At 67.9% G+C, this 18,115-nt stretch carries 14 protein-coding genes and 1 pseudogene; 6 read left to right on the top strand and 9 right to left on the bottom strand.

Going from position 1 to position 18,115, the window contains the following annotated elements:
• The first annotated feature begins 101 nt into the window (after positions 1–101).
• The 3 genes from IPI67_11240 (at position 102) to IPI67_11230 (ending at position 5,764) form a co-directional block, all read left to right on the top strand.
• Positions 102–3,254, top strand: coding sequence for a VWA domain-containing protein (locus tag IPI67_11240; GenBank protein ID MBK7580769.1), 3,153 nt, complete (start codon positions 102–104; stop codon positions 3,252–3,254).
• A 74-nt stretch (positions 3,255–3,328) separates the two neighbouring features.
• Positions 3,329–4,300 (top strand): hypothetical protein, encoded by a 972-nt coding sequence (locus IPI67_11235; protein ID MBK7580768.1) that lies wholly within the window; start codon positions 3,329–3,331, stop codon positions 4,298–4,300.
• An 87-nt stretch (positions 4,301–4,387) separates the two neighbouring features.
• On the top strand, positions 4,388–5,764 hold the full coding sequence (locus tag IPI67_11230) for a hypothetical protein (protein MBK7580767.1): 1,377 nt from the start codon (positions 4,388–4,390) through the stop codon (positions 5,762–5,764).
• Positions 5,765–5,867: 103 nt separating this feature from the next.
• On the opposite strand, the gene IPI67_11225 is transcribed toward IPI67_11230, so the two are convergent.
• Together IPI67_11225 and IPI67_11220 are read right to left on the bottom strand one after the other, a co-directional pair.
• Positions 5,868–6,539 (bottom strand): carbohydrate-binding family 9-like protein, encoded by a 672-nt coding sequence (locus tag IPI67_11225; protein MBK7580766.1) that lies wholly within the window; start codon positions 6,537–6,539, stop codon positions 5,868–5,870.
• Positions 6,540–6,567: 28 nt separating this feature from the next.
• On the bottom strand, positions 6,568–7,620 hold the full coding sequence (locus IPI67_11220) for a metallophosphoesterase (GenBank protein ID MBK7580765.1): 1,053 nt from the start codon (positions 7,618–7,620) through the stop codon (positions 6,568–6,570).
• Between the two features lie 231 nt (positions 7,621–7,851).
• On the opposite strand from IPI67_11220, the pseudogene IPI67_11215 reads away from it, so the two are divergent.
• Positions 7,852–8,324, top strand: a pseudogene (locus IPI67_11215) (DUF1295 domain-containing protein).
• Here IPI67_11215 and IPI67_11210 read toward each other — a convergent pair.
• Positions 8,218–8,634, bottom strand: coding sequence for a hypothetical protein (locus IPI67_11210; protein ID MBK7580764.1), 417 nt, complete (start codon positions 8,632–8,634; stop codon positions 8,218–8,220). The pseudogene IPI67_11215 and the gene IPI67_11210 overlap by 107 nt on opposite strands.
• A gap of 195 nt (positions 8,635–8,829) precedes the next feature.
• Positions 8,830–9,087 carry a hypothetical protein gene (locus IPI67_11205; GenBank protein ID MBK7580763.1) on the bottom strand — a complete coding sequence of 86 codons (258 nt, stop codon included), beginning with the start codon at positions 9,085–9,087 and terminating at the stop codon, positions 8,830–8,832.
• Between the two features lie 67 nt (positions 9,088–9,154).
• On the opposite strand from IPI67_11205, the gene IPI67_11200 reads away from it, so the two are divergent.
• Complete coding sequence (locus IPI67_11200) at positions 9,155–9,499, top strand: hypothetical protein (GenBank protein MBK7580762.1); 345 nt, start codon at positions 9,155–9,157, stop codon at positions 9,497–9,499.
• 6 nt (positions 9,500–9,505) lie between these two features.
• Here IPI67_11200 and IPI67_11195 read toward each other — a convergent pair whose 3' ends face one another.
• The 4 genes from IPI67_11195 to IPI67_11180 all read right to left on the bottom strand — a co-directional run bounded on the left by IPI67_11195 (position 9,506) and on the right by IPI67_11180 (position 16,983).
• Positions 9,506–10,498 (bottom strand): M23 family metallopeptidase, encoded by a 993-nt coding sequence (locus tag IPI67_11195; protein ID MBK7580761.1) that lies wholly within the window; start codon positions 10,496–10,498, stop codon positions 9,506–9,508.
• 444 nt (positions 10,499–10,942) lie between these two features.
• Positions 10,943–13,090: an SLC26A/SulP transporter family protein gene (locus IPI67_11190; protein ID MBK7580760.1), complete on the bottom strand. Its 2,148-nt coding sequence runs from the start codon at positions 13,088–13,090 to the stop codon at positions 10,943–10,945.
• A 286-nt stretch (positions 13,091–13,376) separates the two neighbouring features.
• Positions 13,377–15,506: a WD40 repeat domain-containing protein gene (locus IPI67_11185; GenBank protein ID MBK7580759.1), complete on the bottom strand. Its 2,130-nt coding sequence runs from the start codon at positions 15,504–15,506 to the stop codon at positions 13,377–13,379.
• A gap of 226 nt (positions 15,507–15,732) precedes the next feature.
• Positions 15,733–16,983 (bottom strand): beta-lactamase family protein, encoded by a 1,251-nt coding sequence (locus IPI67_11180; GenBank protein ID MBK7580758.1) that lies wholly within the window; start codon positions 16,981–16,983, stop codon positions 15,733–15,735.
• 109 nt (positions 16,984–17,092) lie between these two features.
• Here IPI67_11180 and IPI67_11175 point away from each other — a divergent pair, with 109 nt between their 5' ends.
• Complete coding sequence (locus IPI67_11175; protein ID MBK7580757.1) at positions 17,093–17,731, top strand: hypothetical protein; 639 nt, start codon at positions 17,093–17,095, stop codon at positions 17,729–17,731.
• 227 nt (positions 17,732–17,958) lie between these two features.
• Here IPI67_11175 and IPI67_11170 read toward each other — a convergent pair whose 3' ends face one another.
• On the bottom strand, positions 17,959–18,111 hold the full coding sequence (locus IPI67_11170) for a hypothetical protein (protein ID MBK7580756.1): 153 nt from the start codon (positions 18,109–18,111) through the stop codon (positions 17,959–17,961).
• Between the last annotated feature and the right edge of the window lie 4 nt (positions 18,112–18,115).

Below are 18,115 nucleotides of genomic sequence, written 5' to 3'. Positions count from 1 at the left end.
GACTCGGTTCGAAGCGGCGGGATGAAGCCGGCGCCCGGCAGGCAGATGCGCTACGGTGCGCTCGCCCAACGTCGGGGTGACCTGGGCTGAGAAGGGTACACATGCGCGCACAGCTCAAGTTGGGAATGGCTCTGGCTCTGGGCGCGCTCGCGCTGACCTCGGGTTGCTCGGGGTGCAGCTCAGACGACGACGGCGGCAAGGCCAGCGCGGGGACGGGCGGCGGCGCGGGAGCCGACGGCGGCGGCGGTAGCGCCGGCAGCGGCGGCAGCGGCGGCCTGGACATGTGGACGGCCTGGCAGCGCATCCAAGCGGCGCTGCGCAAGAGCCCGGATCATCTGCCCGCTCAAGCCGACGCGGTCGTCGCGACGAAGGACCCGGCAAAGATCTTCGAGTTCGTGCGCGACAAGATCGCCACCTACCCGCCTCGAGTCGACAGCTTCGATGCCGCAGATTCACTGACTCGCTGGGGGGTCAAAGGCACGCTGCGCGGTGGCGCCGGGACACCCCGGGAGAAGGCCGAGCTCCTGGTGGCGCTCTACAAGAAGGCCGGGCTCGAGGCCGAAGTCGTCCAGGGCAAGGCCGATGCCACGAAACTCGACGGGCACAAGATGTTGCTCCGCTCCATCTCACTGCCGCACGCACCGCCGATCAGTGCCACGGAAGCCACGGAGTGGGCCGCTGCCCTCGGGCACTCGTCGCTCCGGCAGTACACGACAATCGACAAGGACGGCGCTCAGACCAGCGGGCTGTTCAGCCAGCTTCTCGCGGCCCTGCCCCAGGACCTGACGAGTCCGTTCGATTTCACGCTGCCGCCGATCCCGCTGGTGCGCGTCAAGGTGGGTGGCGCCTGGACCTATGCCAATCCCCTCGCACCCGCTGCCAAGCTCGGCGAGTCGTTCACCGTCGACACGCCGACCGCGACAGGCGCGGCGGATCCGCCACAGAAGATCCACATCGTGCTCGAAGCCGCGCGCTCCGACGCGCCCTACAAGCGCTTCACGCTGGTGGAAGGCAGCTACGACGCCTCGGACGTGGTCGGCCGGCGCATCCAGCTGGCGTTCCCGCCGCCAGCTTCCACGGAGACGCTGGCTCACATGCGCGTCACCGACATCGAGACCGTCGTACCCGTGCTCAACGTCGTCGGACCCGACCTGACCAACGACGAGAAAGAGAAGCTGGCTCACGTGGGAAACATGCTCTCGCTCGGCGGGAGCGTTTATGAGCAAACGGCCACTGGTGGGCTCACGGTGGACGGCGAGCCGGTCGGGAAGACCGAGACCGATCCCGCGGCTCTCGCCAAGGTTTCGAGCGTGAAGATCCGCGCCAACGGCAACGCCTACCGGCGCATCGGCGTGACGGTGAGCGCCCTGGACGCCGGCGGCAAGAACGTGCCCCGGCTGGGCGCGTCGGCGTTCGACGTGCGCGAAGACGACCAGCCCGTGAGCTTCAGCCTGATGCGGAATGAAGCGCCGCCGCCGAAGGTGATCCTTCTCTACGACACGTCGAGCAGCCTTCCACCCGCGTTCCTGGGGACGGGCGCGGCGGATCTGGGCAAGCAAATCGTGCAGCCGCTCTACGCGAAGTATCCCCAAGCGCAGTTCCGTGCGGCGTACGTCAACTTCGGTGCGAGCTTCATCTCGACGACCTGGGCGACGAACCTCACGCAGGCCGAGGCCCAGGTGCAGGGGCTCGCGACCGCGAGCGCTGGTTCCGAGATCTGGGAGGCGCTCTACGAGGTCGAACAGCAGAAGCCGACGGTGATCGTCCTGGTCACCGACGGCGATGAATCCGACACGAAAGAACCCAAGTGCGCCCAGGCCCTGGCCGCGGGCGTCCCGGTACTGTCGATCGGAGTCGGCACGATCAAACAAACAACGCTCGACGAGATCTCCAAGCTGTCCGGGGGCAAGAGCGTCCCGGCCACGCAACTCTCGCAGGCGACGGCGGCAGCGCTGGCCGAGATCGACGCGCGGGCCGTGGAGGACTACGTGCTCTCGTACCGGGCACCCGCCGGCACCGCGACCACGCGCAACGTGACGGTGAAGCTCAACCAAAAGACCGGGGCGGATAGCTACGACGTCCCGGCGACACCGGTCGTCGCCCAGGCGCTCTCGGGCCTCTACCTCACCATCGGGGTGCCCGGCCGCGAGCACACCGCCACCCTGGCCGGCTTCGGGCTCGGCTTCAGCACTGCGTTCCCCGAGATCACCGAGGCCATGCTGGACGACGTGCGCTCGGCGCTGTTCGGCCGAGTCTCGATCCAGGTCGAAGGCGCCGCGCCTTCAGCCTCGGTGGTGCTGGACGACTGGATTGGCGAGAAGCTCTCGATTCGGCCGATCTTCGAGGCGGCCGAGAGCAAGGACGAAGCAAAGCTGCTTGCAGCCCTCGGGCAGGGCTTCAGCATGGGCCCCGGCAAGCTGCCGCTCGCGCAGCCGCCGCTGGTGGACGCCTGGTCTACCCAGTCGCTCACGTTCGAGACCGGACCGCGCATCGCGGCGATGATCCAGAAATTCTCGGAGCAAGGGCTGGTCTCCCGCCAGCTGGATCTGTTCCCGCTCTCGCGCTGGGCCACGGCCGCGGATGACCCGCGGGCCGCCTGGGAGAAGACGCTGAAGACCACCGCCGGCCTGGCGATCATGGAAGCCGGCCTGCTCGCCGGCCCCAGCACGTACGAAGCGCTTCAGGGCAAGACCCTTGGGCTGTTCGCCCCGGGTGCGGTCGACGGGCAGCCTGGGTTGACCTCCCAAGAACAACTCCTGTGGGGGGCGTTGGGACCGGAGTTCAACAACGAGCACTCGTTGCTCGCGCCGGTCAAACCCGGGCCGTTCTGGGTCATCCACAAGGGGACCGGCACCGTGATCGGCATGCTGCCGAATGGAACCGGAGGCGGCGCCGAGGACATCTGCAACGACTTCGATCAGCTGAACAACATGCTGCAGATGGCGAGCCTGCTCGGGAACTTCTTCGGCGTGTCGGTGGGCGGCTGGGTCGCTCTCGCGCAGTGGGAGGTCAAGTACGTCACCATGGCGACCCTGGTCATCGGTTATGGCGCAACCCCTGGTGGCCTCAGCAACCCCGGCGCCGACATGGCGTGCGGCGCCATCAACGACGGCATCGGCAGCGCGCTGCCCGGTGCGGCCGGCGCCCTGTACGGCATCTACGACGCCGCCTCCGGCACCTACAACACGGTCAATCCCGACAGCGCGAGCGCACCGACTCTGTGCGGCGGTGACAGCTACAACCCGTGTCATTGAGCGGGCAAGGAGCGCAGCAAGCGCTGCGGGGGCGAGGTTTTGCGCACCTGAGGCGAGCAGCCTACGCTGGGCGCATGCACTTCGTCGCGTTCGGCATGGGGATCGTGCTGTTGGTCTGCGGCTGTGGCAGCGGCGGCTCGAGCGGCGCACTGCCGGATGCCTCGACCGAGAATGACGGAGGCACTGAGAGCGGGACGGCCGAGGATGCCGGCCCCGGCAGCGCTTGCACCCGCTTCGTGACGTGTTCGCTGAAGGCGCAGCCGGCCACGGCGGCGGCAACGCTGGCCGCGTATGGACCGGACGGAGCCTGCTGGAAATCTCAGACCCAGATGACTTGCGAAGAGGCCTGTCGAAACGGCATCGTTGCGCTCCACCAACTGGCGCCGTCAGAGCCGGCCTGCGCCGTGTGCGTTTCCGACCAGGACTGCAGCGGTTCCACGCCGGTGTGCAACCCGGTTACCGCAGCGTGCGCCCAGTGCAAAGGCCCAGCGGAGTGCAGCGCACCGTTGCCTGCCTGCGACGTCGCCACCGGCACTTGCGTCGCCTGTGCCAGCGCCGCCGATTGCAGCGCACCGTTGCCGGCGTGCGATACCGCTAGCCACAGCTGCGTCGAATGCGTCAGCGGTGCGGAGTGTAGCTCCGGCACGTGCCAAGGCGACAACACCTGCTGCGTTGCGACGGATCCGTGCTCCGCGAGCAGTTGCAGTACCGCCTACGACAATTGCGGCAAGAGCGTGAATTGCGGCAACTGTCCGAGCGGTCAGTTCTGCAACTCGAGTTCGTTTTGCGAAGCCACCAGCGACAGCTTCGCCTGCAACGCGGGCGGGACCAACAACACTTGCAAGAAGTACCTGCAGTATTGCCAGTACTACTTCAATGGCCCCGGCGGCACGACGGCGTGGTGCAGTCCCATGCCCGCTGCCTGCCAAGCCAACCCGACCTGCGCTTGCCTCACCAGCGCAGGCAAGCTCTACCCGCCGGATACCTGCGCGCCAAACACCGGTCCCGACGGCGCAGGCGTGCTGTACGTCACCTCCAAGCCGTGATCACGGCGGGCGATCGCCAAGCGACGATCTCAACGGCCCTCCGTGAAGCCACGCGCTCAATCGAGTATGCTGCGAAGCGGAGGCAGCATGGCGTCCAACCCCGGTGGCCAATTCAAAGCGCTCGGCGGGGCTGCGCTCCTGGGCGCGCTGCTTTCCTTCGGCTGCGGGAGTGACGAGGCGTCGTCCGTACCGCACGGCACTGGCGCAAGCCCGGGCACCGGCGGCAACACGAGTAACGACGGCGGCGGAGCCGGTGGCGCGCCGAGCGGTGGGGGCACAACCAGCACGGGCGGGGGCGCCGGCGGTGCGGGAGTTGGGGGCAACGCGGGCACCTCGTCGGGCGGCACTTCGTCGGGCGGCACGGGCGGCTCCGCCCCGCAACGCTGGGGTGCGGGCTGGTCGATGGATTCCCTGGCCAATACTGCGCTCCAGAACTCTCACGACAGCGTGAACATGCGTTTCCGCGCGAAGTTCACGGGATTGATCACGTCGGTGCGTGCGTTCTACATGGGCCCCGACAAGCCCGGATATGGACAGGGCAGCCCCAGCGGCGTCGAGCTGAGCATTCAAGACGACGACGGGTCGAACGAGCACATGCCCAGTGGCACCAAGCTCGGCGTCACGACGGACGTCGACAAGGCGCGAATGCTGGTCACTCAGGTCGACCGTCTGTACACCTTCAGCCCTGGTATCGCGGTGCAGGCGGGAAAGTTCTACCACCTGGTGGGGAAGAACCTGTCGGCCGACACCGCGAAGGACTTCTTCAGCTTCGACTTCTTCCACATCTCGCCATCTTTGCGTCAGTTTGACGGTAGGTACCACCCGCTGATCTCGAACGACGACTGGGCGCACGGGTATCGAACCAACTCCACCGGCACCTGGGTATTGCGCCCGGGGTATTCGCCGATCTTGCAGGTCGACTATGACAGCGGTCAGCATCAGGGCTGCGGGTACATGGAGCTCGGATACACCGGACTGGCCCCCGCCCAGGTGAATGGAACGCAGAAACGCGTGCGGCAGAAGTTTGCGGTCGCTTCCGGGACCAAGACCGCAGTCGGGGCGGGCGTCCGCCTCTCCAAGGCCAATGGAAGCTCGGCAGGTCTCGTGGTGACGCTTCGGGACTCGAGTGGCACCGCTCTCGACTCGTTCAGCCTCGCCTCGAGTTCGTTTCCCGACGGAGCTGCCTCCGGTGAAGACGACCCCGACTGGGGCTATGGCACGTTCTCCAAACCAGTCAGCCTGACGCAAGGACAAACCTACACGCTCGAGCTCAGCACGGCCTCGGGAAGCACGTTTTATGTGCGAACGATCCGCAAGAACTACGGTCAATACGACGACGCGACCTTCTTCAGTGAAGGGAACGCGGAGCTGACGGTCAATGGCGGCGCCAAATGGGAAGGCCTGCACGGCTGGGGCTCAGCGACCGACAGCGACCTGCAATTCTTCTTCGAGCTGGCACCCTAGGCACCGCTGAGGAGCGGCCCAGGCGTTTCTGCCTTGGCGGCGCGGCCGCCGGCGACCGCAGCGCTCGAGGCCGGAGCGGGAGTTGGCGCGCCAGTGGCAGCGGTTACTCGAGCACGATGAGCCCACCCGGCTCACCCCACGCGCCGCAGCGGCGTCCGGCACCCTTCGGAACGTCGCAACGCTGCAAAGAGAGGCCGATCTGCTCACCGGCCTCTCCCCGGAGTCCGAGGACCGAGAGTGGCACCGCCATCTCGATGACCCACTCCTCGTCTTCGTCGTGGGAGTCGTCGAGGGTGCCGTCGTTCGCATGGGCTACCTCGGCGGCTGACTCCCAGGAGGTGTCGACTCGGTCATTCACGAGGCTCTCGTCCGTGACCGTGCCAACGGGCGACACGTAGATGACGTGGGACACGGCCTCGCCGGGCCGGGTCAGCGTGATTCTGAACGCGTCGGTTTGTTCGAGCGGCATGTCGTGAGCCTGGACCCCGGCACGGATGTCCTGGTCCGCCGCGTAGAGCAAGAGGTACAACTTGCCGTCGCCCCAGCCGAGCCGCGCTTCGGAATAGGGCGTGCTCTGGCCGTCGACACTCTTGAAACTGCCAGTCTGCGCGTGCGGAACGCTCCAATCGAGAGCCTGGGCATCCAGGTCGAGCGGCGCAACTCGGCGAGGCACGCGGAGCACCGCTCCGCCGTCTTCCGCCCCGGGCGAGGCCGGTGATTTCGGGGCCGCGGCCCGGAGCGCAACGACGCCGAGCGCGACCAACCCGACTGCCACCGCGCCAACGAGTGCGGCGCGACGCGGGTCAAGGTGTGGGCGTGCCATCCGGCAGCACGGCGAACGTGAAGCTCGCGTCCGGCGCGCCAGTCTGAGCGTCGCGCGCTTCGACCTGGATCGCCCCGTCCGCGCGCCGGGTGAACAGGCCGAAGCCCTCGCCCTTGGTGCCGGTCTTGGGAGCGCCGCCGTTGCCGAACATTACCTGCTTGCCGGTGCGTTCATAGGTGTGAGTGTGCCCGACGATCAGCAAGGTGTAGGGGTGATTCGCGATGATGCTGCCCGAGGGCACGACGCCCGGGGCAGTGGTTGCATCAACCGGCTCGTGACGTACGACGAACGTGTAGTCCGTCGCCTTCGAGAGCTCGGCTTCGAGCCAGGTTCCTTGAGCGTCGGTCCAAGCGTTGGGCGCGACGAACACGAACTTCGCAGTCCACGAGCCGTCCGAGGCGCTTACGTTCTTGGTGTAGTACGGGAGAGTTTGTCCGATTGGCTGGAGCAGCTTGGCCAGGAACGTCGTGTACTGCGGCGTGTTGCCATTGGCGGTGCCGGGGCCGCAGTTCGAATCCACGAGGTTGTAACACTCGTGGTTACCCATCGCCGGATAGAACTCGCCCGAATACTTGTTGCGTGCGGAGAGGTAGAGGTCGAGCTGTTTGGTCGTGTCACTGAGCAGCTCGAACGCATAGTCGCCGGTGGAGATCACGAACGGCGGTTTGGGATTGAGCCCCTCGATGGTCGTGTAGATCTGGGTGATGACGCTGGTCGGATAACCGGTGCTCAGCGGCAGTGCGGGGCGGGTGTCGCCCACCGCCGCAAAGACCAGCTGCGAGCCGCTCCCGCCACCAGCACCCGCGCCGCCACCAACACCTGCACCGCCACCAACGCCTGCGCCGCCACCAACACCTGCGCCGCCACCAACACCAGCGCCGCCACCAGCACCAGCGCCGCCACCGGCTCCTCCTCCACCAACGCCCGCGCCGCCGCCAACCGCGACCGTGCCGCCTGTCCCTTTTGCATCGGAGGATTCACCGCCACATCCCCAGAACAAGAGCGCGACAGCGCACAGCGCGCGAGTAGACATGGCCGAGAACCTAGCCCCGCTCGGCGCGATTGGCCAGTGTCCGGTAAACGTGCTGCGCGGGAGCCTTCGGCCGCCGTGTACCGCCGTTGTTCTTGGCCGGGCGGCGGATCCGCTCGTCGCGCGGCGCGCGGTTGACTAGACCACTAGCGTTTCCCGAGCCCAGCCAAGCGCACGTCTTTCGCCGTCGCTGCGCGGAACTCGCGGTGACGCGTCGCCGGCTTCCTCTTCGAGGTGGTGGCCGATTGGCAGCTCGCGACGTTTCGGCGCAAACGCACGGGGAGCGGTCAGGTGCTCGACCCCGGGCTCTGGCGGCTGAGTCGGCACCCCAACTACTTTGGGAGGCCGTGCTTTGGTGGGGCTTCTGGCTTTGCGCCGTCGACATCGCCTTCGGGGGGGTGACCGTGTTCGCTCCTGCGCTGATGACGTTTCTGCTGCTGAGGGTGTCCGGCCTGACGCTGCTCGACGCGCACCTCATGAGGACGAAACTTGGCTCTCACTCCCTTTGCCTGCGACCCCACGGAAGGCGGCACTGCCGTCGGGCTCAGCCCGTAGGTCGCGTGCTCGGTATCCACCGCGGCGGCGCCCCATGGCGGGTGGTCAGTAGCGAAACGAACGAACCTTCCAGGCGCCACCCTCCTGGTGCAGCTCGATCAAGAGCGGCCCGGTGCACTTGCCCACGTTCTTGGGCTCGACGCCGACCGTGACCCGCTCGTCCTTCTGGAACAGGCCCCGGGTCGTCGCCGAGAAGTTGTAGCCGCCGCGATCGACGCCCTTACCGCTGGAGCCGCAGTTGCGACTCCAGTCCGTGATCACCTTGCCCTTCCTCTCGATGATGTTCGCGAGCGCCGCCTCGTTCGGCACGAAGGTACGGGCGTCGCCATGCAGCTCGGCGTAGGCGGCCCGGTAGTCGGACTGCTTCAGTGCGCCGAGGAAGCGATCGGTGACCTTTCGCGCCTCGGGATCGCCGCAGCCGAGGAGTGCCAACCCGAGGAGGACCGCCGCTGCGCTTCGCATTGCCTCACCCAAGCACATCGGAGCGGCCGATCCAACGGCCGATCGCCTGACCGAAAAGGCGTGATAAGTTCGCCGGTGATGCGAAGACTGACAAGTGAGGCGCAGCGCCCACGTGCTCCGCGACGTCCCCCCGAGCGCCCCGAGACGACCACTGGAAGTGCGATTGTCGGGAGCGCCGTGCATCTCGCCCGTCTGCTAGTCGAGCACGACAAGCCCACCCGGCTCACCCCAGGCGCCGCAGCGGCGCCCGGCCCCCTTCGGGACGTCGCAGCGCCGCAAGGAAAGGCCGAGCTGCTCGCCGGCCTCGTGACCGTTCGAACGGGCGACACGTAGATCACGTGGGACACCAGCGCCGGAACATAGGCCAAAGAGCGCGCTGTACCGCCTGGTCGGCACGCTCGACGTCATGTCGATGCCGAGCATGTACGCAGCCGCACTCGCTTCCCAAGCCACGCGCGCTCTGCTACCCAAGGCTGATGGCGAACGCGGCTCTTCTCCTGACCGTGCTCTGCCCCGACGAATGAAGTGGTCCCTACCCCCCTCCATCAGTCCGCGGTCAGTCCCGCTGACCATGGTCCCGCCACCCAAACGCGCGAGCCGAACCGGGCTCGTGCTCGCGATCTCTGCGTGGGTGCTGGTTATCCTGGTGATCGTGTTTCGCAACCAGCTGGGGGATGACTTTGCACGAGCAGAAGCCTGGCGCTCGTCGCTCCGGCGTACGGCCCTGGGCATCTCGGGAATTCTTGCGCTGTCGAGCACCATCCCTGCCCTGACGGGAATTCGCCGTGCGCCGCTGCTGTCGGCGGTGTCACTCGCGCTCGCGGTCGGCTGGCTCGGGCTGATGGTCTGGCGTGCGTATTTCTGAGTGACGTCAGTTGCAGTACCGCGTCGTCGGATCCACGGATGCACAGGTGCGGACGGGCGCCGACGCTCCCTTGGGAACGCTGATGGTCTCGAAGTGGATGTGGGGACCCGAGGCGCACCCGCTCGCGCCCACGTAGGCGATGATCTCGCCCTTCTTGACCACGCTGCCCTGCTTGATGCCCTTCGCCACACCGTTCACGTGGGCGTACTCGATGTAGAAGTCTCGGTTCGGATTCTTCGGGTCGCCGCACAGGCTCTTCAGACGCACCACGTTGTAGTTCGCCATGCAGCTCGCGGAGCACTTGATGGTGCCGGTAGCGCTGCCCCAGCAGTTGGGATGACCCGTCACGACCTTGACCACGGTCGCGTCCATGCCGGCGGGGATCTCCGTTCCCTTCGCGCTGGAGTAGTCGATGCCGTAGTGCGCCGGCGCGCTCGGGCTCGCCGGGCAGGCGTTGTATCCGCGCACCAAGCTCCCTGGAGCCTTCTTCAGACAACAGGCGGACTTGCAGACGTCGTCGCCGAGGGTGGGACTCAGGCAACCGTTCGCGCAGTCCTTGGTCGCCTTGGTGACGCCGCCGCCGCAGGTCACCAGGTTGCCTTTGCCGGCGCCGATGCTCCCGCCGCAATGAGCGCCGTCCTTCTGTCCCGCGCAGTGATCCGCGCTCGGGGTTCCGCCCGAGCCGCCCGTTGCAGTGCCACCGCCCGTCGCCCCGGTGCCTCCAGTGCCGGCGCTCCCGCCAGCCGCTGCGCCCGCCGCGCCACCACCGCCCGGAGTGCCCGCGCTTCCCGACGTCCCGGCGCTGCCCGAGCCGCCGGCGACACCTGCGGCGCCGCCCGCCGCCCACTCCGATCCCGCGCTTCCTCCCAGATAACCCTCGACGAGACCGGCAGCGCCACCGCTCGCCGTCGAGCTCGGCGGCGGCTCGCCGCCCGCCTCCGTGCAGGCGAGCGCGACGACAGCCGATAGCGCGAGCCAGTAACGAAGCGCCGAAGTCATCCGCCGAGCATCTCACGCTTGCGCGCGAACCGCCACGTGAAGTGCCGCGCGCGCCGAGTCCCGGCGATTCAGGCGCTAGTCCTTGGTGCAGTCTGCGGCGCTCGTGACGCCGGCAAAGTCCACGTAGTCGAAGGCCGCGGTCACGTCGGGGCTGTTGCCAGCGGAGTAGACGACGACGCCCACCTGAAGTGTCGTTGGCAGTGCGTGCGTGTAGCCGTATCCGATCGGTGAGAGCGACGTCGGGTTGCTCTCAAGCTAGCGCGTACTGTACGGGAGGACCAACGCCGTTGGCTCAACTCGAGGCAGCTGCCAGCGCTTCCAGCGCCTTTGTGTAGGGCTGCGCACGCTGCGACCCCTCGGCCAACGGGTTTGGCGCGCTGAAGGTTCGACCAACCAGGCAGTCCCCGCGGCTCCGCGGCTCGCCTGCTTTGAAAATCGTGCCGCTCATCCGTGTTGAAGCGCGCTGACCTCGGCGTCCGTGTGACGGAGCCGAAGGGACAGCGCGCGGGCGAGCCGCGCGAAGAGCTGCGCGCCAGCCGCCGGCTGTTCGTGGGACAGCTCGTTGATGCGCGCGCGCGACAGCACAAAGAGCTCCACCGGCGTCAGGGCGACGGCGTCTGCGGAGCGTTTCCCACGGTCCAGGAAGGCCATATCGCCGAAGAAGTCCCCCCGACCGAACGACGCGACGTGCAATGCGCGCTCGGCCTCGAGCCGAATCAGGATGCGCACCGTGCCCTTGCGGATCACGAACAGCTCGTCGCCCTCGTCGCCCCTGGCGAAGATCTTCTCACCTGCGGCGTAGGACCGCTCCTCCAGACATCCCGCGATGGCCTTGAGCAGCGTGTCGGACTCCAGGTCCTGGAAAAGATCGATGCGCTCGAGCGGCAGCGGCGGCCCGCGCTGCAGCCGGTTCGGTAGAGCTGCATCCAGGATCTGATCTTCGACCCACTCGAGTGCCGAGTCGAGGTCGTCGAAGATCTCCACACCGCCGCTGGCCTTGCCGACGCCGAGCGCGGCAAAGTACCCGCGCAGGTCCTTGCCGGTCGGCAGGGTGGCCGGGATGCCGGCCAGCACCAGTCGACCGCCGTGCTCCTCCAGGCGAATGTCCATCTGGTCCAGGAGTCGCGCCCCGGTGAAGTCCACGCCCTGAACCCGCTTCAGATCGAGCACCACGAAGTCCTTGCTGGCGACGTCCTTCTCCAGCTCGTTGAAGAGCTGATCCGTGGTGCCGAAGAACAGGTTGCCCTGCACCTCGCAGATCGTCGTGCGCTCCCCCTCGCGCTCCAACACGCCCATCTCGTCGGCGATCCTCCGCTGCTTGGAGAAAGTCTGCGCGCCCGTCGAGCGACGCCGGACCACCGACGCCGTCATGTGTTCCCGCGCGAAGAGCAACACGGAGAGCGCAAACCCGGCCGCCGATGACTGGATGAGCCCCACGAAAAGGGCGACGGCGATCACCGCAGCGACCACCGCAAAATCCAGGAGCGTCGAACGCTGGCGCAGGAGGTTGAAGCTCTTGGTGTCGAACATGCGCACGGCGATCACGGTGAGGATGCCGGACAGAGCGGCCAGCGGAATCCAGGCCACCAAGCGACTGAAGAGCAGCAGCACGATCAGACACAGTGCGCCCTCGATCATGCCGGACAGGCGCGTCTTGCCGCCGCTCGTGACGTTGACCAGCGTCGGACCGCTGGTACCGGCTCCCGGCATTCCTCCGAAGACGGCGCTCACGACGTTCCCCACTCCCTGGGCGCGAAGCTCGCGGTTCGAGTCATGGCGGGAGCGGGTCATGGCGTCGACGATCACCGCAGTCTTCAGGGTATCGATGGAGAGCAGAGCCGACAGCGTCAGCGCAGGCACGAAGACGGCGGGCAGATCCGAGAGGCCAAGCCCGCCGAGCGCGACCCCCTTCTCGCGCATGCCCGTCCACATGGACGACAGCGACGCTTGCACCTCGCCAACCACGAACCGGTTGCCCGCGAGGGACCTGAGGGATGGATCCAACGCGGCCATCACCGCGTAGGCCACTGCCCCGGTGGCCAGCCCCAGGATGGCGGCCGGCACCTTCCGCGTGAGCCGCGGGCCGGCTAGGACACCAACAATCGTCGCGGCTCCCACCACCATGGCAGGCGTTTGCCATTTGTCCGGATGTGAAATGGCGACGACGAGCGGCGTGCCTGAGGCAACGCCCAACAGGCCGGGGATCTGTTTGAGGAAGATGAGCACCCCGACGCCGCTCATGAACCCAGCGACGACGGGATACGGGATGTACTTGATGATCTTGCCACCGCCGATGAGCCCGTAGAGGATCTGCAGCGCGCCCGAGGCTGCACCGACCAAGGCCATCAAGAGCAGGGTCGTGCCAGCGTCGTGCGAACGCGAGAGCTGAGCGGCCAGCGCGCCCATGACGGCCGCGGCCGGCGCGCACGGCGCGGAGATGAGACCCTTCGTGCCGCCGAGGGCGGGGTTGACCACTCCGAGCAATGTTGCTCCGAGCATGCCGGCAACGGCGCCGAGCGCCGCGCCCGTCGCCCCCAGCGGCGAGAACGTCGCGACGCCGAACGCGATGGACGAAGGGATCGCGACCAGCATGGCCGCCAGGCCACCCCAGGCTTCAGAGGAACGAGAGCTCCCACGCTCGGACACGTTTCGTCAATGCTCCGCGCGAGCCGCGCCGTCAATGACGGGGGCCATCTCGCCGCGTGCTGGTCGCGGTCATCCTGAGCAGTTTGTTCGAGTGACCAGGGCTAGCGGTCCCCCCCCCCCGCGCCCCCGCCCGCCCGGGGCGCGCCCCCCCCCCCCCCTTTCGGAGGGCGCCCCCCCGCGGCGCCCCGCCCCGCCCCCCCCCCGGCCGGGGGCCGGGCCCCGGCTGTGCCCCTCACGCCGGACCAGGCAGCGCGCAGAAGCCGCCAATGCACTGGATCTTGGACCCGGGCGGCGAGCAGCAGTCGGCAACGGTCGTGCACTTCTCACCGACCAGCGCGCACTCGTTGGTCGGCGGAGGAACGCACTTGAACGAGCCGTCGCCCTGGTCGCGACAGAAGCCGGTACAGCACTCGTAGCCATCGTTGCACTCGAGGCCATTCTGCTTGCACGGCTCGAGCGCCCAGTAGCCGTTCATGTTGATGGTCGAGAGGTCCTGGCCGGGCAGCCAGAAGCCAGGGTGGCTCGGATCCTTGCCGGGCTGCGGATTCAGATCCACGGCGGCAACCCAGAGCTGCTTGCGATTCTCGATGGTCGAGTCCGTCGCGGACTGCATGCGATTGCCGTAGTCGCGGGGGCTGAAGAACACGACCCAGACATAGCCGCCCACTGCGATCGGATTGACGGTGGGCTGGTAGCTCCGCAGCTGATCCTTGGCCGCGAGGCTCACACCGCTCGCGCTGGACAGCTCAATCTCTCCCACCTGTTTCGCCACGTCCGCGACGTAGAGTTTGTTGTGCCCGGTCAGGTTGCCCGACGCGCCGTACTTGGCCCGGCTGTAGTCGCCCTTCTGATAGAAGACCCACTTCGAGTCCGGCGAGAAGCTCGGGAAAGCGATGGCCTGGCTGCCGCCGTTCACGATGTTCTTGCGGTTCGAAAAGACCTGCGTGGTGGCGTCGAACTCGAACACGTCGAGATCGGCACGACTGAACTCGACGGGGTACGCGCCGGTCACGTTGCTGGAGAACGCGAGCAGCTTCCCATCCGGCGAGAACGCGGGATCACACACCTTGTCAGCGATGGAATCCAGCGCACTCGCCAAGGGCGCGCCGGTCTTGGCGTTCGCCAGGTGCATCGACATGTTCAAGTCGTTGCGCACCGCCCAGGTGCCGTCGGGGCTGAGGCCAAGGTAGATGGCCGTCGACGTGTAGGCGGACATCTGGAGAATGGACGGAGGGGTTTGTCCGAGCGCAACCGTGCCCCAAGGGCTGGCCGTGGAGCCCTTCTTCTCGAAGATGGTGGCGAGGGTCGAGCCGTCCTTGCTGACGGTGTGGCAGGCAACGCAGCGCTTGCCGCCGGTGCCCGCCTCCCACGGCGGCTGGGTGTTGTCGTAGCCGGACGGCGCGGGGGTGCCGAGCTGGTTCGCCGGCCCGGGATCGAACACGGCGACGGGGCTGGAGGCGCCCGGCGCGATCTTCATCAACGTGCCGGTGTTGACGGCCCAGTAGTAGATGGTGCCGCGCAGGCTGCCCGGTGCGATGCTCCAGCTCTGGCTCATGGGCTGGTGCGCGGCCCCGGCGGCGTCCAGGCGCGAGAGCTTCACACTCACGGGCGAGCCGTCACTGCTCTCGGTGAGTGTCGTCCACCACTCCTTCTTCATGCCGAAACGGCTGGGCGGATCGGCCGGGAAGTAGGCGGTGAGGGTGACCGACTTGTCGACGATCTCGAGCTTGTACTTGTCCCCCGCTCCGCCGCCGCTCCACATCAACTCCGGGCCCAGGATCCCCCGCGCGAACACGGTCTGGTCGTACGGGTAGAGCAACGTGCCGCTCGGGTTCGAGTCCGGAGAGCCGAACTTCGCTTTGTCGGCTGGCGTGAGGCTCGCGGTGTCCTCCTCGAGCTTCAGGTTGATGCTGACCGTAGCGGTGGCGCTCAGCGTGCCGAACGTCGCCGTCACGGTGCCCGCGCCGCCCTTCGTGCCGTGCGCCGTGAGGCTACCGGCCGACGAGATCAGCCCGAGGTCGAGGCGATCGAAGCTCCACGTCGCAGCGACCGCCGTGGACCCGCCGCCCTTCAGCTTGCCCACGGCCTTGAACTGCGCCGGCGTGCTCGTGCCGTTCACGACGTCGATGACGGCCGCGGACGGCTCCACGGCGAGCGACTCGATCTCGCCCTGGGGCCCATCGAAGACCAAGCTCGCGTCGCCGCCGGTGCCGGTGCCCGCGCCGGTGCCGCTCGAACCGCCCGTGCCGACGGAGCCGCCCGTGTTGCCGGCGACTCCCCCACCCTCTTCGCCGCCGCAGGCGTGCGCGACGAGGACACTGATGACTGCAACCGCGGCGAGCGTCTTGTTCCAGTGGCGCATGCCCCGATGTTACGGGTGCGCCGGGCAGGGCACAACGGGGCGCCGCGTCAGGCGTCGTGCAGGCCACGACGGTCCGGGCGAGACGGCTTCCCAGTCGTCCGGTCTCCCGGGATCCGCAGCTCGGATCCGGCACGTCGCCCCGGCTTTCTCGAGCTGCCGGCCGGCCGCGCCCATCGACGCCACCTTGCGCGCAGCTGCTGACTCAGAACTGTGCCAGCTGCCCGCGCTACGAACCATACACCGGTTCGCACTCGTACAGGCTGCGACACAGCGCCAAGGCGCGCGGCGAACGGACGTGTGCGTCCATGCGGTTCATGACGTAGCCGATGCTGAGCTCGGCGGTTGGGTCGCACCAGCCGAGAGCGCCGCCCATGCCGGCGTGCCCGAACGACTGGGGATTCGGACTGAACGTCTGGCGTTCTTCCTTGAGGAAACCCTGTGACCATCCCAGCGCCTTCTTCAGCAGGCGATCGCGCGGCGACCAGCTCTGACGTCGGTGCACGGGCGCGAGCGAGCCCTTGGAGAAGAGCTGCTTCTCCTGGAAGCGGCCGTCGCTCGCGAACGGCAAGTAGGCGCGGGCGACACCGTCGGCGCTGGCGGTCGCGGAGGCCCAGGCGAGGGCTGCGCGACGGACCTCGACTTCTGCGTAAGCCAAGAGCCCGCGCGGCCCGGGTGAGGGGTTCGTGAACGCGCGGCGCACCACGGAGCTTCGCGAAAAGAGGTCCCGGGTGACGCGCGTTTCGGGCGAACCCGTGGCTAGGAGTGCGCCGCGGGCGAGCGTCAGCAGCCGATCGCGCGTGCTCGGCACGTACAGCGTGGCCTGACGCGAGTCCTCCGAGGCGGGCGTGCCCAGCCGCGCATCCGAGCCGACCACCTGGAACAGCTCGCGCTGGAGGAATGGTCCGAGCGGCTCGCCGGCGATCCTCCCGAACAGCTCGCTCACGTACAGGCCGAAGGTGAGCGCGTGATAGCCCTGCTGCTCGCCCGGCTGCCACGCAGGCGCCTGCGTCTCGAGCGCCGATAGAACATGGTCGGCGCGCGCGGGCTCGATGCAGTCCTTCAGCGTCAGCGGCGCGTCGAGGCAGGGCAACCCCGCGCGATGGTTGAGCAGAGTGCGCACGCTGATTTCTCGTTTGCCTTGCTGGCCGAAGCCAGGCCAGTACTTCGCGACGGGCTCGTCCCAGTCGAAGGTCCCGCGCTCGGCGAGCAAGTGCATGCCCATCGCGGCGAACCCCTTGGTCACGGAGAAGACGACGATGCGGGTGTCTCGCTCCCACGCTCGTCCCGAGGTCGCGTCGGCGACCCCGCCCCAGAGATCCACCACCTGCACGCCGCGCTGGTACACGCTGAACGCGGCGCCGATCTCCTCGCCGCGCGCGAGCTGCTCGGCGAAGGTGCGGGCGACGGGCTCGAAACCGTCAGCATGATGACCGCAAGCGGGCGACGGCGCGCGCTGCATCGAGGACCGTGGAGCCATGAGCGAGCCCACGCTGGCAGAGCGCAACCGCAGCGTCCAGCAGATGCCGGGCGGGGCCGAACCATGACACTGGGAAGACCCACGCCCGGCCGGGCGTACGAGCACAGCGGTGAGTCACCACCGAATCTGCGCCGGCCTCGTCTTCGTGCTGATCGGCGCCGCGTCCGGGGTCGCTCGCGGCGAGCGACCGGAGCTCGATCTCGACGCTATCGGCTCGGTGCGCGTCGGCGTGGGGCACTCGACGCTGCTCGATACCCGCATCTTGTCGCTGTCGTTCGAAGATCAGATCCGCGTCCACCGGCTCTCGGACGCGGTGGCCGTCACCGCGATCTTCGGCATGGACGCCCAGCGCCCGCTCGATCCCGACTCACCACGTCTGGGGTTCCTCGCCACCGGTCTCGGCGCCGGACTCTTGCTCCACCGGCTCCCCGGCCCTGCCCTCACCCTCGGCCTCACCGGAGCGCCACTCTGGCAGAGCAAGGACGACAGTACGCACCTCGCCGGCTTCGGCGCCGCTCTCCGGGTCGAGGTCTACCCGTTTTACCAAGCGCTGACCGAGGCAGTGCAGTGCCGCCGGGGTGTGATCGCAACCTACCTGCTCAGCGGTCTGCACGCCTGGGCCCTCGGGCGACGCGACTTCATCGGGCTCGGCGGTGAGAGCTGGGCGATGGGGCTCGGCTTCGATCTCGGCCGCAACGCCATCTTGCCCGTGCTCGGCGCCGTGCTGCCGGCAGCGTGTGGAAAGTGAGCCGAGCCGCACCCGCGCACCCTGCTCGGATCCGGTGATAAATGCATGGCGTGAACCCACGCCCCTCACCCGCGCTGGCGCTTGCTTTTGGGGTCCTGCTGTGGACGGGGTTCGCACGGGGCGCCGTCGACAAGGGACCGTTGCTCGGCGACGTGACCAAGGACGAGATGACCATTGCCCTGCGTCGAAGGTCTCGACGACGTGTGCCCGGGCGACCCGGGGCCCGCTCAGCTCGATGCGCGCCTGCGGCCCGTCATCAGCAGCGCCGGGGCATCCGGGATCCGGCGCACGTCCGAGTCTTCGAGGCCCAGCGGCTTCATCAACTCGCGGGCGTCGTCGAGATCGAGCGAGCGACCGGCCACCAGGGTGCGAAACGCCAAGAGA

This window comes from Myxococcales bacterium (assembly GCA_016706225.1).
Classification (GTDB): domain Bacteria; phylum Myxococcota_A; class Polyangia; order Polyangiales; family Polyangiaceae; genus JADJKB01.
Note: the sequence above shows the minus strand (reverse complement) of the source record. Positions and strands in the feature narration are given on the sequence as shown.